Below are 15,321 nucleotides of genomic sequence, written 5' to 3' on the forward strand. Positions count from 1 at the left end.
CCCCCGGCATGTCGCCCGCCCCCGCCAAGTTCCGCTGCACGGGATCGGGCGAATAGAAGTGGTGCGGCGTCTGCAGCAACGCGAGCTTCGGATCCTTTTGGAACCAGCCGACCGTCAGCTGCAGGAAGGCGCGGGTCGGCACATGGTCGCAGTCGAAGATCGCGATCAGCTCGCCCTCCGTCTTGCGGAGCGCGGCGTTCATGTTGCCCGCCTTGGCGTGGAGATTGTCCGTGCGGGTCAGATAGCCGCAGCCGACCTGGCGGGCCATCGCCCGGAACTCCGGGCGGCGCCCGTCATCCAGGATGAACACGCGGAAGCGTTCCCGCGGATAGTCCATGTCCATCGCCGCGTACGCGGTGTTACGGACGATCTCGAGGCTCTCGTTGTAGGTCGGGATGTAGAGATCGACCATCGGCCAGGTGTCGGGCGTCCCCTCGATCTCGATTACCGGGCGATCGAGCGGCCAGCTGGTCTGCAGGAAGCCGAGCACCAGGATCACCCAGGCATAGAGCTCGGCCAGGTAGAGGCCGGTGCCCAGCAGCATTTCCGGGATGGAGTCGAACTCCAGCGTCGTCGTCGTCCGCCAGATCAGGTAGCGCGTCGACATCAGCAGCGAGAGCGCGGCGATCGCAAGGGTGCCCCGACGGGACTTGTTGCGCCCGATCAGCAGCGCACCGATGATGGTGGTGCCCGCGAAAATCCATTGGGTGCGGAAATCGAGCGGAATCAGAAGCACCGCGACGACCGCCATCAGGACGGGTATCGCGATCAGCACGCGCGCCACGCGCGACATCGGCGAGGCGGGCTCCGTCATCGCCGCCCCTTGGCTCATGCGGCAGCGTCCTGCCAGCGTCCGGCCGGCGTGAGGCCGCAGCGTGCGATCACCGTCTCCGTCAGCCGTTCGACATCCGTCAGGGCCGCGCTGGCCGGGGCGAAGGTGGCGAGCGGCTTCATGGCGGCCAGGGCCTCCATCACCGCCTCGTCGCGGCGCACCGTGCCGAGCAGCTGGTCCCCCAGCAGCGTGCGCACCAGCTTGTGAATGTCGTTCGACAGGCGGCGGCGGTCGTCCATCTGGTTGAGGACGAAGGCCGTACGCGTGAGCGACAGAACCGAGGTAAGGGCATCGACCTTGGTCAGCGAAGCCAGCGCCAGCGGCGAAGGCGCCAGCGTGCAGATCTCCAGCGCGGCATGCGGTAGCAGGCGGTCGCGCAGCTGCGCGCTTGCCGTGCCCAGGTCCACCAGGCAGACTTTCCCCTTGGCGCAACGGGCGAGCAGCTGGTCCGCCACGTGTTCCACATTCTGCTCGGGATACGCCTGGAACAGCTCGACGCCGGCAATGGCGTCGGGCGTCGCCTCGGCATCCAGCATCTCCAGCGTCTGGGCGGGCGACAGGCCAAAATAGAGCTTGAGCGCCTCCTGGGTGGTGCAGTCCACCGCAGAAACGTCATGCCCCCGCCCCGCAAGCGCGATCGCCAGCCGGGCGGTCAGGAAGGTGGTGCCCACGCCGCCCTTGGGCGAGCGCATCAGGATCATGGTCATGCGCGGCCTTTCCCGAGATCATGGAGGAAGTTGCGGAGATCCGGCTCACGGGCCGGCTCGGGAACCTTGGGGGCAGGTGCTGCGGCCCGCCCATATCGACCGAACAGACCGGCGGCCGGTCGGGCCTCCGCCTCTGCGGAAGGAGACCGGGGCGCGGCAGGTGCCACCTCCTGAGCGGAGGGCAGCGTGCCATCCGCAGCAGCAGAGCCCGACGCCGGCACGGACTGTTCGCGGTTTCCTACGATCCGCGGATCGCGAAGCAGCGTCTGAAACAGCGGCCACAACTCGATCTCCTCGGCGACCGCCGTGAAGTCCTGATATTCGAGATAATGCCGATCGAGACGATCGAGCAGCGTTTTCGCGTCCTGCCGCATGGCTGTCCCCTTGTTCAGCTCGACACCTACGGCAAGATAGTTAACGAAGCATATTGCATAGCGGCGGCGCCCCCGTTTCGCCACTGGCAGATCGATTTCTTCACCGTAGAGGCTCCGTGTGGACTTGGGCCAGAAGGAACCCGGGTGCAGTCGACCCATTTTAGAACGGTGTTCGCAGTTTTTAACTATTCCGGTTTAACGACAGAGCCACCTGGTGAGGTGTGCGTGTGAGACGAGCGAAGATTAGTGCAGACGAAGGCGCCCGGCTGGCTGCGGTTGCAGAATATGGCCTGAGCGATCCGAAGGCGGATCCGCGCCTTCAGGAGATCGCAGGCGCAGCAGCGCGCCGCTTCGAGGCTCCCGTCGCACTTGTCACGCTGGTGCGGGAAGCCGACCAGTTGTTCGTCGCCCGCCTGGGCCTGGAGCAGGGCGGCACCCCGCGCGACGTTTCCTTCTGCTCGCACGCACTGGAAAGCGACGACCTGCTGGTCGTGCTCGATGCAAAGCTCGACCCGCGCTTCACCGACAACCCGCTCGTGGTCGGCCCGCCCTATGTCCGCTTCTATGCAGGCGCCCCCCTTCGCGCCCCATCGGGCCACATCGTCGGCACCTTGTGCGTGATCGACCAGCGTCCGCGCGGCGGCTTTTCGGCACGGGATCGCCAGGCGCTGCGGGCGTTGGGACTTCGAGCCGCCGAGAGGATGGAGGAACTGCGGCTGGCGCATGCGCGCGCCGCTGGTCCTGCCCGTTTTCGCCCTGCCGCCGCCGCTTCTTCGGAGGCGGTCGCCTGTACCGATGCACAGGGCCGGATAACCTTCTGGAACGAGGCGGCAGCGCGCCTGTTCGGTGTTGCCGCGTCCGAAGCGACGGGATCCCAGCTGGTCGATTTCCTCCCCTCCCTCCGCGATGCGGCGGGAATGGCAACGCTACTCGACACGCCCACGGACCTGGATGCCAGGCGGTCGAACGGGACGTTGTTCCCGGTCGAGGTGCTGGTTCACGCAAGCTCCTCCAGCGGAAGCCCGGCCGGCTATGACGTCGTGGTGCGGGACATCGGGTCGCGACGACGCAGCGACGACCTCGCCGTGCATGCTGCGAACCAGGACCCCATTACGGGCCTGCCGACCCGGACCGTACTGGTGGAGCGGATCACCGAATTCCTCGAGCGAGGCGAGCAGATCCATCTGCTCCGCGTCGGCGTGGCAGGGCTCCGTCAGCTGGAGCCCACGGCATCGCCCGGAAGCCGGGACATCGCCCTGCAGAAGGTCGCGCGCCGCCTCCTCGACAGCGTGTCCCCAGGCGACACGGTCACGCGGCTGGACGAAGAGGAGTTTGCGGTCCTGCGCCCGATGCAGCCGGGCGAGCCGCGTTCCGCCGCGCTGGTCGTCGCGGACCGTATCCTTGGATCGTTGATCGCGCCGTTCGAGATCGGCAAGCAGCGCCTCCGCCTCCGCGCTCAGGTGGGCATCGCCTGCTACCCCAAGCATGCCGACAACGCCGAATGTCTGATGGCAGCCGCCGGCGCCGCGCTCCAGGACGCTCGGCGGGACGGAAAACGGACCCGGCGCGTGTATGGAGAGGCCCTGAAGCACGAGCCCCTGGACGAAGGCGATGCCGGAGAGGCACTGGCCCAGGCGCTGGCCCGGGGAGAGTTCGAGCTGTTCTATCAGCCCCAGGTGGATCTCGCGGACGGAAGCCTCATCGGTGCCGAGGCCCTGATCCGCTGGAACCACCCGGAGCGCGGATTGCTGGTGCCGGGCGAGTTCCTGGACCAGATCGAGCACGGGCCGCTGGCAGCGGAAGTCGGCACCTGGGTGCTGGAGACCGCCTGCTCCCAGGCCGTCGGGTGGCGGCGGCGCGAGCCGCGGTTCCGGATGAGCGTGAACCTATTCGAGGCTCAGTTCCGCGGCCGGGACCTGGCAGGCGAGGTCCGCGCGATCCTCAACCGGACCGGACTGGCCCCGACCGCGCTGGAACTGGAGGTGACCGAAAAGGTCATGCTCCGCCACGACGCAGCCACGCTCGAGGCGCTGATGGCGTTGCACGCGCAGGGAGTCCGCGTCGCGTTCGATGATTTCGGCACCGGCTATGCGGCACTGAGCATGTTGAAAGCCTGCCCACTGAACCGGCTGAAGGTGGATCGCAGCTTCGTGAAGGACATCACGGCGGACGGGCCGGACGCCCTGATTGTGGCAGCCATCGCGACGCTTGGCGCCGGGCTCGGCCTCGACGTGCTGGCCGAGGGCATCGAGAACGAGGCGCAACGGGAGCTGGTGCGTACCAGCGGTTGCCGGAGTGGCCAGGGCTATCTGTTCGGCCGTCCGATGCCAGCGCCCCGGTTCGAGGAATGGATGCGGCAGCGACACCCGCTGCAACCGAGCGGAGTGCGCGCGTGAAGATCCTCGCCTCCCTCAGCGCCCGCATCTATGCGGTAATGGCCCTTTGCGCCATCGCCACCCTGTCGCTCGGCGGGCTTCTCCTTCACAGCAGCTACCAATCGCGCGCCGCCTTCGACTGGGTCGGGCACTCGCAACGGGTCATCATCAGCCTGAATTCGCTGCAAGCCAACCTCGGCCAGGCCGAGTCCGGACTTCGCGGCTATCTGTTGACCGACGATGCTTCGTACCTCGCGAACTTCGACGACAACATCGCCCGCGCGGCCACGCTTCGCGATACCGTGATCGAGCTCGTCCAAGACAATCCACAGCAGTTGCAGCGGGCCGAGGCCTTGCGAAGCCTCGCGACCGACAAGGCCCTGGTCATGACGCGGGCGGTGCAGCGCGGCCGGCGAGTTGGGGCGACGCAGGCGGCGAACCCCGTCTCGCGCGAGCGCGGCCGATCGCTGATGCAGCAGATCAACGCCATCACCATGGCGATGCGGGACGACGAGCGGCGCCTTCTCCTCCAGCGGACGGAAGACGCGAACCAGAGCTACGAACTCGTCCGCGTGCTCCTGTTCGTCGGCTGCCCCCTGCTCGCGCTGTTGATCCTGCTGCTGGGCTGGCAGATCCGCACGGGGATGACCCGGCCGCTCGAGAACCTGCTCGACGCGGTCAACCGCTTCGGTGGCGGGGACCGGGATGCCCGCGCGAAAGTGGCAGGCGGTGTCGAATTCCGCGAACTCGCCCGCGCCCACAATGTCATGGCGGAGCAACTGGCGAGCGCCATCGAGCAATCCAACATGGCGGAGGCACAGCTCGCCCGTGCCAATGCCGAGCTGGTCCAGCGAAGCCGGGCCCTGGAGACGCGACAGAAGTCGATCGAGCTCCTGAGCGGGATGGCCCGGAGGCTGCAGGCGATCCGCGACGAGGGCGAGCTCACGACCGTGCTCGACTGTTTCCTGCCGCAGGTCCTGCCGGACCTGGCCGGCGCGCTCTACGTCCTCAACCATTCGCACAACCTGCTCATCCGCATCTCGACCTGGGGTGAGCCCTACGCGAACCCGGAAACCTTCCTGCCGGACCAATGCTGGGCGCTCCGCCGCGGCCAGTCGCACGAAGTCGCGCGGCCCGGAGCCGACATCGTCTGCGTGCACGCCAGCGGAAGCGTTCCCGTCGAACGGATGTGCGAACCGGTCATTGCGGGCGGCGAGGTCCTGGGCCTGATCTACGTTGAGGGGCTGTCGAGTCCGGAGGACCGCTTCCGCCTCGAACTGCTGATGGAGAATGTGGCGCTCGCACTGGTGAACGAGAACCTGCGGGCGCGCCTTCGCGAACAATCCATCCGCGATCCGCTGACCCGCCTGTTCAACCGTCGGTACCTGGAAGAGGCGATGCAGATCGAAGCGGCACGCGCCCAGCGGACCGGCGCGCCGCTGGCGGTCGTCATGGCGGACGTGGATCACTTCAAGCGCTTCAACGACACGCACGGCCACGAGGCGGGCGATGCGCTGCTTCGCGAGGTCGCAGGTCAGATCCAGGCGCATTTCCGCCATGGCGACATCGTGTGCCGCTATGGCGGCGAGGAGTTCACCGTCATCGCCCCCGGTGCCTCGCTGGAGTTGATCTGCCGCCGCGTGGACGAGCTTCGCCGCGCCGTGCGCGAGATGACGATCGAGTTTCGTGGACAACGCCTCGGGCCGGTGACCATGTCGTTCGGCATCGACGTCTGGAACGCTGCCGACGAACGATCGACGGACACCCTGATCGGAGAGGCGGACCGGGCCCTGTTCCGCGCCAAGCGGCTGGGCCGCGACCGCATCGAAGTGGTGCCGCCGCGGGTGGACGAGGCGGCGGAATAGGCTGCCCGCTCAGGCCGCGGGTGGTTGCGCCCGCATGCCCGCGCTCTCCCGAAGCACGTCGATCTGGAGCGAAAGCCAGTTGCGCACCGCTCCCGCGGAGTCACGAATGGGTACGATCGTCCATCCGAGCACATACTCCTGGCGGCGTTTGTCATAGTTCATGATTTCGCCTTCGGCGTGGCTCCGGCTCTCAAGCTCGCGCCGGAGCCGCGCCAATTCCTCCCGATCCGTGTCATAGCCCTGCAGCAGGCGGGGCGTGTTCCCCAGCAGCTCCTCGCGCGAATAACCGCACAGCCGCTCCAGCGCGGCATTGACGTAGACGATGCGGGGGCCGGGCACTGCAAGCGCCGCCTCGGTGATCAGGATTGCGTCTTCGCAGTCGTCGAGCGTGTCGAAGGGCTCACCTGCTTCGATGCGCCCTGCATAGGCCGTCGCGCGCTGCATTCTGAGCATCACCACAGCCCCCCAAGGAAGACGTCCTCATGACCGTCTTTCCCGCTGGTGACAGTAGCTTACGGGCGGCGCATCCGGAAGCGGGGTCGTGCCCCCCCCTGATGTTATTGAATGAGCCCGGCGTGCACCAATGCCGCGTCGACCGCCTTGCGGCTCGCTTCGGACGGTGGCGTCATCGGCAGGCGCATTTCGGCCGAGAAGCCGGGGCGCAGGCGATTGAGCGCATACTTCACGGGGCCTGGCGACGCATCGCTGAACAGTGCTGCGTGCAGCGGATAGAGCTGGTCCTGGAGCGTGAGCGCACGGCCATAATCCCCTGCCAGGCACGCGTCCTGGAACTCCGCGCAGAGCGCCGGCGCCACGTTCGCGGTGACCGAGATGCAGCCGCGTCCGCCCATCGCCATGAACGCCAGCGCCATGTCGTCATTGCCCGACAGCTGGCAGAAGTCGGCGCCGCAGGCGGCACGCTGCGCCGAGACGCGCTGGATGGCGCCGGTGGCATCCTTGAGCCCGACGACGACATCCGGGAAGGCCGTCACGATTCGCGCCATCGTCTCGACGGCAATGTCGGTCACGGTGCGGCCCGGCACATTGTAGAGGACGATCGGCAGCCCGCCGTCGCGCGCCAGCACCTCGAAATGGCGGAACACGCCCTCCTGGTTGGGGCGGTTGTAATAGGGAGGCACGAGCAGCGCCGCAGCCGCGCCCGCACCCTTCGCCGCCCGCACATGCTCCAGCGCCACCGACGTGTCGTTCGATCCGCAACCGGCGATCACCGGCACGCGGCCCGCGGCTTGATCGATGCAGACGCGCACCACGTGATTGTGCTCCGCGATCGTCATCGTCGCCGCCTCCCCCGTCGTGCCGCAGGGCACCAGGGCGGTGGAGCCGCTCTCGATCTGCCAGTCGATGTGCGCGCGGAAGGCGGCCTCGTCGAACGCGCCGTCCGTGAACGGGGTGACCAGGGCCGGGATCGAGCCGGAGAACATGGGCAGGGACGCTCCAAGCAACAAAAGGGAAGAATTGGCTGGCGACATAGGGCCGGCTTCCATATCATGTCCAGCATGCTCACCCCCTTGCTTTCGAACATGTTGAAGGGCGGGTTGCTCGCGGCGGGCGTGACCGGCGCGTCGGTCGCCTCCGACCCCCTCCAGCATCATGCCGCCTCGTTCCTCTACGGCCAGGCGCTGCCCGTGCCGCAGCAGCTTCCCGGCCAGTATCCGGCGAGCCAGCAGATGGTCCAGCCGGTGGTGCCGAGCGATCCGATCGCAGCGCCGCTCGCCGAGTGGAAGCGGCTGCAGCAGTCGGACAACCTGCCCTTCACCGACTATGCGCGATTCCTGCTCGCCCATCCGGGCTGGCCGGGCGAGACGAGCCGTCGCGCGGCAGCAGAAACGGCGCCGGGTGCGGGCGATCCGTCGATCACGGTGCGCTTCTTCGAGCGGTTTCCGCCGCTGACCGCGGCCGGCCGCCTCCGCAATGCCGAGGCGCTGATGGCGATGGGCCGCGCCGACGCGGCACGGGAGGCGGCACGTGCTGCCTGGCGGAGCGGCGTCCTGCGGCCCTCCGACGAGGCGCGCCTGATCAGCGGCTTCTCCAGCGCACTGACGCCGGCCGATCGCGAGGCGCGCGTGGACCGGCTGCTGTGGGCGAATTCGACCACCGTGGCCGCGCGCGAGCTTCCCTATGTCTCGCCCGCCAAGCAGGCGCTGTTCCGCGCCCGCCTGGCGTTCCGCACCAATGCGCCAGACGCGTCGATGCTGGGCGGCATGGTGGTGGGCGCCGATCGCAACGATCCGGGCTTCATCGCGGATCGCGCGACCTGGCTGCGCAATTCCGGGCAAAGCCCCGCCGCGCGCGCCTACCTGGCCCAGCCGCGCACGCTATCCGCGCTGCCGGGCAATGTGGAGAAATGGTACGAAGTGCTGCTCGCGAACGCGAGCGGCGCGGCGAACGACCGGCAATATGCGGCGGCGTTCGACATCGCGCGCCAGATCGACGACGCCTATCCGGCTGGCACCGACGTGTCGGACAAGCCCTATGGCGAGCGTGACGACTATACGAGCCTCGCCTGGCTTGCCGGGCGCATCGCGCTCAAGAACCTCGGCCGCCCGGCAGACGCGGTCGGCATGTTCAGCCGCTACGGCAATGGATCGCGTACGCCCACCACCCGAGCCAAGGGTTTCTACTGGGCGGCACGTGCAGCCGAAGCCGCGGGCGACACGGCGACCGCGAACCGCTGGTACGAAAGCGCGGCGGCCCTATCCGACGTCTACTATGGCCAGCTTGCGCTCGAGCGGCTGGGCCGGCCCTTGCGGGCGCCCTCCGCGACGGCAGCGGTGGCGCCAGACCCGGCGACGCGCCAGGCATTCTATGGCCGCGAAGTGGTGCAGGCGGTGCAGTATCTCGGCCGCACCGGCGCCTATCAGGACCAGACGCTGTTCGTGCGCCAGATCGCCAATGCCGCGACCAGCGACACCGATCATGCGCTCGCGGCCGAGCTTTCCAAGAAGATCGGCCGGCCGGATTTGGGCGTGATGGTCGGGCGCAGCGCGCTGATGAACGGCCACAGCGACTATACGGTGGCAGGCTATCCGTCCGTGCCGGTGCCTGCGACGCAGCAGAGCAACTTCACGATGATCCACGCGATCGCGCGGCAGGAGAGCCAGTTCGATCGCGCCGCGGTAAGCCATGCCGGCGCGCGCGGGCTGATGCAGCTAATGCCCGGCACCGCCCGCGAGGCGGCGAGCAAGCTGGGGCTGAGCTACGACAGCGGCTCGCTGACCAGCGACACCGGCTACAACATCCAGCTGGGATCGAGCTATTTCCAGCGGATGCTCGACTATTACGGCGGCAGCTATCCGCTGGCGGTGGCGGCGTACAATGCCGGGCCAGGCAACGTGAACAAGTGGCTTGGCGCCTTCGGCGATCCGCGTACGGGTGCCGTGGACACGCTCGATTGGGTGGAATCGATCCCCTATACCGAGACCCGCAACTATGTGCAGCGCGTGCTGGAGAATGCGGTCGTCTACGACCTGCTGAACCCGCAGCACGCCCGCTCGCGCGGGCCGGCGAACCTGTCGTGGTACCTGGGCAAGAACCGGCCCGGTTGAGTTCCTTTCCGATGGATCGCCCGAACTACATCACGCCGGCCGGCTATGCGGCGCTGAAGGCGGAATATGACGCGCTGTTCGCGACCGAGCGGCCCCAGCTGGTGGAGACCATCTCCTGGGCCGCCGGCAATGGCGATCGTTCGGAGAACGGCGACTATATCTATGGCCGCAAGCGATTGCGCGAGATCGATCGGCGGCTCGGGTGGCTGGCCAAGCGGATGAAGGCGGCGAAGGTCGTCGACCCCGCGCAGCAGCCGGACCGCAGCCGCGCCTGGTTCGGCGCGACGCTCACCATCGCGGACGAGGACGACAACCAGCGCGTGCTGACGCTGGTCGGCGACGACGAGGCGGAAGCGGGCAGCGGTCGGATCGGCTGGAATGCCCCCCTCGCCCGGGCCTTGCGCGGCGCCGGGGTGGGCGATCTGCGCCGCGTGATGCTGCCGGCGGGCGAGCGCGAATATGAGGTGATCGCCATCACCTATCCGGCGGACTGACGGAACGCCCCTGCCCCTTCGTCGATTGATAGCGGCGAAGGAGAGCAACCATGGAAAACCCGCGCACCGAGAGTGCCCGCATCCACGACGACCACGCCGTGATCGACGCGGCCCAGGCCGAGGACACCCCCGCCACCGCAAGCAGCGCCGGCGGCAACCTGCAGCGCGACGTGGCGAGCCAGAACGAGGTGGCCCAGGCGCTCGATCCCGAGGCGCTCACCCGTCCCAAGAAGGATGACGCGATCCATAACGACCAGGCGCGCCGCAACCAGCGTGCGCCGGACGCCTGAACTTCAAGCGTTACCCCGTTAGCGAGTTCGTCGCGCGGACGGGCCCTCGCCATCGGCGGGGGCCCGTTTTCGGTCGCCGCATCGCCAACCGCCGCCGGCTGCTCTAGGGATTGGCCATGGATCGCTCCCCGCCCCACCCGACCGCCCCTACGGGCAACGTCGCGCTGCTGATCGACGCGGACAACGCGTCCCATGCGTCGCTGGACTATGTGCTCACGATCCTGGCGGAGCTGGGTACGGTCAACGTCCGACGCATCTACGGCAACTGGCGCAAGCCTGCGTTGAAGGGTTGGGCAGACTTAACGCTGCGCTATGGCATCGAACCCTTCCAGCAGTTCGACGTGACCAAGGGCAAGAACGCGACCGACATGAAGATGACGATCGACGCGATGGACCTGCTGTTCCGCGGGCGCATCACGGGCTTTGGCATCATGTCGTCGGACAGCGACTTCATGCCGCTGGCCCAGCGCATCCGCCAGGAGGGGGTGCCGGTCTATGGCTTCGGCACCGACCGCACGCCCGAGGGATTCCGGGAATCCTGCACCCGCTTCATCGACGTCTCGCGTGCCCGCGCTCTCCAGGGCGAGGCGGAGCCCGAGCCCGAACTGATCCTGCCGCCCGCGATCGGGCGAACGCGGACCGCGGCCAAACCGGCAGCGATCAGCAGCACCGCGGCAGTAAAGCCGCCGCCCGCCGAGCCCGCGGCCGCCAACCAGAAGCGCAAGGTCGACGCCGCACTCGTGAAGCTGCTGCTGGATGCCTATGCACAATCGCGGCAGGACGCGCAGAAGTTCGCCAGCCTTTCGGAAGTGGGGCAGCGCGCCGGCAACCGCTCGAGCTTCGATACCCGCAACTACGGCTTTGCGCGCCTGTCCGACCTGATCGAGCAGGTGCCGAACTTCCAGGTCGAGCGGCGGGACAATGGCGTGTTCGTGAAGCGGGTGCGCTGATCCGGGAACGCTCCGGCGGCTCCGGCGCTTCTGTCGGGATGGAGCTTCCCCACGACCCGTCGCTCGACAGCACCCGCGCCTTCTTTTCGGAAGGATATGACTGGATCGGCAACCGCTGCCGCGCACTCGGGACCGATGTGTTCCGCGCGCGTATCCTGCTTCGGCCGGTCGTGTGCATGATGGGCGAAGAGGCGGCGCGCCGCTTCTACGACGGGGAAAGCTTCACCCGCGCCGGCGCGATGCCGCAGACGACGCTGCGGCAGCTACAGGACAAGGGCAGCGTCCAGACCCTGGACGGCGCTGCCCACCGCCATCGCAAGCAGCTGTTCCTGTCGATGATGGTCGGTGATCCGGCCGAGGCGCTGGCGGACGCGTTCGAGCGCCGCTGGCATGCCGAACTCCCGCAGTGGCGCAACCAGGAGGAGGTGCGGATGCACGAGGCGTTCGGACGCCTGCTGTGCGGTGCCGCCTGTGACTGGCTGGGCGTTCCGATGGAAGCGGATGCGCTGGACCGCCGCACCCATGAGATGCTGGCGATGATCGACGGTGCCGGCAGCGTCGGTACGCGCGCTTGGCGCGGCCTGGCGCTGCGCCGCCGTGCCGAGCGCTGGGCGCGTGAGGTCGTGACGCAGGTGCGCGACGGCACGCGTACCGCGGAGAAGGACACGCCGATCGCGCACCTTGGCGGCTTCCGCGATCTCGATGGCGAACTGCTGGACCTGCGCACCGCGGGCGTCGAACTGCTCAACATCGTGCGGCCGACGGTCGCCGTGGCGCGCTTCCTCTGCTTCGCCACCCTCGCGCTCCACCAGGAGCCCGGCGCGGCAGCCTTTGTGGCAGATCGGGAGCCCGCGCGGCTTCAGGCATTCGCGCAGGAGGTGCGGCGCTTCTACCCCTTCTTCCCTGTCATCGGCGGCCGCGTCCGGACGCCCTTCCGGTTCCGCGAACACGAGTTCGGCCAGGGCGACTGGGTGATGCTGGGGCTGCACGCCACCAACCACGATCCCCGGCTGTGGGACGCTCCCGAGGCGTTCCGTCCGGAACGGTTCCTCGATCGCGAGCCCGGCGCCTTTGCCCTGATCCCGCAAGGCGCGGGCGCTCATGCGGACGATCACCGCTGCCCCGGCGAGTGGATCACCCTCGCGCTGCTACGGCGGCTGGTGCCGCTTCTCCTCGCCGCCGAGTACCGGTTGCCGCCGCAGGACCTGACCATCCCCCACGACCGGTTTCCGACGCTTCCGCGAAGCGATCTCCGCCTGCGCTTTGCCTGACCGGCTCTAGCGGCGGATGTTGAGCAGCCAGGGCTTGCTCAACCCCGTGGGCTTGGGGACCCCGTCGAGGCGCTGGGCTCGCAGGATCTGCACCGGCTTGACGATCATCTGCCCCTTCATCGCCTCGCGTCCGCAGCAGGTCGGCAGCGCCAGGATCTTGCGGACGATGTCCATGCCGCTCACCACGCGGCCGAAGGCTGCATAGCCGCGATAGCTGCCGCGCGCGTCGAGCGACGGGTTCGGCCCCACCATGATCGAGAAATTGCCCGTGGCGGAATCCGGGTCGGCGGCGTGCGCCATCGACACGACACCATCGAGATGCCGGATGCCGGTCTTGTCGGTCGGCTCCAGCACGACCGGGCTCAAGGTCCGCCGCGCGTCGGTCCCCACCCCGCCCTGGATGAAGCCGTGCTTCGGATCGCGCTTGCGCGGCGCGGAACGGTAGAATTTCGTCCCGTCGAGCCGGCCGTCGTCGACGTATTTGAGGAAGTTCGCGGTGGTCTTCGGCGCGCGTTTCCCGTCCAGCGCGAGCACGATCGGCCCGGCCGAAGTCACCAGTCGTACGCGGATAGTGCCCGGCGCCGGCTTCGCCTGCGGCAGTGCGGGGGTGGCGAGGAAGAGCAGCGGCGCGGCAAGAGCGAGGGCAAGAATCGAACGCATAGGGCACCCTAACGCCTGATGGCGGCCTTTGGGACCCGCTGCCCGCGCCCGCCAGGCAAGCAAGGGGCGGGTGGCACCTGGCCGCCCGCCCCTCCCGAATGTTCAGAAAGACGCGATCAGCGCGTCAGCTTCTTGTAGGCCAGGCTGGTCGGACGATCGGCGGCGTCGCCCAGGCGACGGCGCTTGTCTTCCTCATAGGCCTCGAAGTTGCCTTCAAACCATTCAACGTGGCTGTTGCCCTCGAACGCCAGGATGTGCGTCGCGAGACGATCGAGGAAGAAGCGGTCGTGGCTGATGACCACGGCGCAGCCCGCGAAGTTCTCGATCGCCTCTTCCAGCGCGCCGAGCGTTTCGACGTCGAGGTCGTTGGTCGGTTCGTCGAGCAGCAGCACGTTGCCGCCCTTCTTGAGCATCTTGGCGATGTGGACGCGGTTGCGCTCACCGCCCGACAGCTTGCCGACGTTCTTCTGCTGGTCCTGGCCCTTGAAGTTGAACGCGCCGACATAGGCACGCGTCGACATGTCGTGGCCGTTGACCTTCACATAGTCGAGCCCGTCGGAAATCTCCTCCCAGACGTTCTTCTTCTGGTCGAGGTGATCGCGGCTCTGGTCCACATAGCCAAGGCGCACCGTGGTACCGATGTCGATCTCGCCCGAATCCGGCTGTTCCTGGCCGGTCAGCAGCTTGAACAGCGTCGACTTGCCGGCGCCGTTCGGGCCGATCACGCCGACGATGCCGCCGGGGGGAAGCGAGAAGTCCAGGTTCTCGAACAGCAGCTTGTCGCCATAGGCCTTGGTCAGGCCCTTGGCTTCGATCACCTTGCCGCCCAGCCGCTCGGGCACCTGGATGACGATCTGGGCGCCGGTCGGCTTGCGGCTTTCCTGGCTGGCGACCAGCTGGTCGAACTTGGCGATACGCGCCTTGGACTTGGTCTGGCGGCCCTTGGCGCCCTGCCGGATCCAGGCGAGCTCGTCCTGGATCGCCTTCTGGCGACCGGACGCCTCACGGTCCTCCTGCTCCAGGCGCTTGGCCTTCTTCTCCAGGTAGGTCGAGTAGTTGCCCTCGTACGGGAAGTACTTGCCGCGGTCGATTTCGAGGATCCAGCCGACCACGTTGTCGAGGAAGTAGCGGTCGTGGGTGATCATCAGCACCGCGCCCGCATATTCCTTCAGGTGGTTTTCCAGCCACTTGACGCTTTCGGCGTCGAGGTGGTTGGTCGGCTCGTCGAGCAGCAGGATCGACGGCTTCTGGATCAGCAGGCGGGTGAGCGCGATGCGGCGCTTTTCACCGCCGGACAGGTTCTCGACCGGCCAATCGGACGGCGGGCAGCGCAGGGCCTCCATCGCCACCTCGAGCTGGTTGTCGAGCGTCCAGCCGTCGACGGCGTCGATCTTCTCCTGGAGCGTGCCCATCTCTTCCATCAGGGCGTCGAAGTCGGTGTCGTCCTTGGGATCGCCCATCTCGGCCGAGATCGCGTTGAAGCGATCGACCATGTCGGCCACTTCGCGCGCGCCGTCCTTGACGTTCTCCAGCACCGTCTTGGTCGGATCGAGCTGGGGCTCCTGCTCCAGATAGCCGACGGTGATGTTCTCGCCGGGCCAGGCTTCGCCGGTGAAGTCCTTGTCGACGCCGGCCATGATCTTCATCAGCGTCGACTTGCCGGCGCCGTTCGGGCCGACGATGCCGATCTTGGCGCCCTGGTAGAATTGCAGGTTGATGTTGGACAACACCGGCTTCTGGGCGCCGGGGAAGGTTTTCGTCATGTCCTTCATGACGAAGGCGTATTGGGCGGCCACAGGGGTCTCCAAAAAAGCGGGTCTACAGGTCTGGGATTTTCGCACCGGGACATAGCGATCCGAGGCGCGATTGGCAACGCGGGGGCGGGCGACTTGCGCCCGAACGGGCTGCGCCGCATCATGGCCGCGGGGGGCGTCCGC

The 15,321-nt window shown here is 67.7% G+C and carries 14 protein-coding genes; 7 read left to right on the forward strand and 7 right to left on the reverse strand.

Annotated features, from left to right (window positions below):
* The 3 genes from VPH46_RS15310 to VPH46_RS15320 form a co-directional block, all read right to left on the reverse strand.
* Positions 1-751: glycosyltransferase (locus VPH46_RS15310; protein ID WP_416612625.1), on the reverse strand; the 751-nt coding region annotated here is incomplete at its 3' end.
* Positions 752-828: 77 nt separating this feature from the next.
* Complete coding sequence (locus tag VPH46_RS15315; protein ID WP_416612580.1) at positions 829-1,539, reverse strand: cellulose synthase operon protein YhjQ/BcsQ; 711 nt, start codon at positions 1,537-1,539, stop codon at positions 829-831.
* On the reverse strand, positions 1,536-2,072 hold the full coding sequence (locus tag VPH46_RS15320) for a hypothetical protein (protein WP_125962326.1): 537 nt from the start codon (positions 2,070-2,072) through the stop codon (positions 1,536-1,538). Before VPH46_RS15320 ends, VPH46_RS15315 begins: the two co-directional genes overlap by 4 nt.
* Positions 2,073-2,140: 68 nt before the next feature.
* On the opposite strand from VPH46_RS15320, the gene VPH46_RS15325 reads away from it, so the two are divergent.
* On the forward strand, positions 2,141-4,309 hold the full coding sequence (locus tag VPH46_RS15325) for a putative bifunctional diguanylate cyclase/phosphodiesterase (RefSeq protein WP_416612582.1): 2,169 nt from the start codon (positions 2,141-2,143) through the stop codon (positions 4,307-4,309).
* A complete protein-coding gene (locus tag VPH46_RS15330; protein WP_416612585.1) occupies positions 4,306-6,153 on the forward strand; it encodes a diguanylate cyclase in 1,848 nt (615 codons plus the stop codon). Before VPH46_RS15325 ends, VPH46_RS15330 begins: the two co-directional genes overlap by 4 nt.
* Positions 6,154-6,162: 9 nt before the next feature.
* Here VPH46_RS15330 and VPH46_RS15335 read toward each other — a convergent pair whose 3' ends face one another.
* Positions 6,163-6,606, reverse strand: coding sequence for a PAS domain-containing protein (locus VPH46_RS15335; RefSeq protein ID WP_416612627.1), 444 nt, complete (start codon positions 6,604-6,606; stop codon positions 6,163-6,165).
* Positions 6,607-6,710: 104 nt separating this feature from the next.
* On the reverse strand, positions 6,711-7,595 hold the full coding sequence (gene dapA / locus VPH46_RS15340) for a 4-hydroxy-tetrahydrodipicolinate synthase (RefSeq protein ID WP_317894138.1): 885 nt from the start codon (positions 7,593-7,595) through the stop codon (positions 6,711-6,713).
* A 66-nt stretch (positions 7,596-7,661) separates the two neighbouring features.
* Here dapA and VPH46_RS15345 point away from each other — a divergent pair, with 66 nt between their 5' ends.
* From VPH46_RS15345 to VPH46_RS15365, 5 genes are all read left to right on the forward strand, one after another.
* Positions 7,662-9,719, forward strand: coding sequence for a lytic transglycosylase domain-containing protein (locus VPH46_RS15345; RefSeq protein ID WP_416612587.1), 2,058 nt, complete (start codon positions 7,662-7,664; stop codon positions 9,717-9,719).
* 11 nt (positions 9,720-9,730) lie between these two features.
* Positions 9,731-10,213, forward strand: coding sequence for a transcription elongation factor GreB (gene greB / locus VPH46_RS15350; RefSeq protein WP_416612590.1), 483 nt, complete (start codon positions 9,731-9,733; stop codon positions 10,211-10,213).
* A 50-nt stretch (positions 10,214-10,263) separates the two neighbouring features.
* Positions 10,264-10,503: a hypothetical protein gene (locus VPH46_RS15355; protein ID WP_239436044.1), complete on the forward strand. Its 240-nt coding sequence runs from the start codon at positions 10,264-10,266 to the stop codon at positions 10,501-10,503.
* A 116-nt stretch (positions 10,504-10,619) separates the two neighbouring features.
* The gene (locus VPH46_RS15360) at positions 10,620-11,453 is read left to right on the forward strand and encodes an NYN domain-containing protein (RefSeq protein ID WP_416612592.1); all 834 of its coding nucleotides are present in this window, start codon (positions 10,620-10,622) and stop codon (positions 11,451-11,453) included.
* A gap of 38 nt (positions 11,454-11,491) precedes the next feature.
* Positions 11,492-12,724, forward strand: coding sequence for a cytochrome P450 (locus VPH46_RS15365; protein WP_416612594.1), 1,233 nt, complete (start codon positions 11,492-11,494; stop codon positions 12,722-12,724).
* Positions 12,725-12,730: 6 nt separating this feature from the next.
* On the opposite strand, the gene VPH46_RS15370 is transcribed toward VPH46_RS15365, so the two are convergent.
* Entirely contained in the window at positions 12,731-13,384 is a 654-nt protein-coding gene (locus tag VPH46_RS15370; protein WP_416612596.1) for a peptidylprolyl isomerase, read from the reverse strand.
* Between the two features lie 116 nt (positions 13,385-13,500).
* Complete coding sequence (gene ettA, locus VPH46_RS15375) at positions 13,501-15,180, reverse strand: energy-dependent translational throttle protein EttA (RefSeq protein WP_416612598.1); 1,680 nt, start codon at positions 15,178-15,180, stop codon at positions 13,501-13,503.
* Positions 15,181-15,321 lie beyond the last annotated feature (141 nt).

Origin of the sequence: Sphingomonas sp. MJ1 (PH-R8), assembly GCF_048058635.1 — a bacterium.
Taxonomy (GTDB): Bacteria; Pseudomonadota; Alphaproteobacteria; order Sphingomonadales; family Sphingomonadaceae; genus Sphingomonas.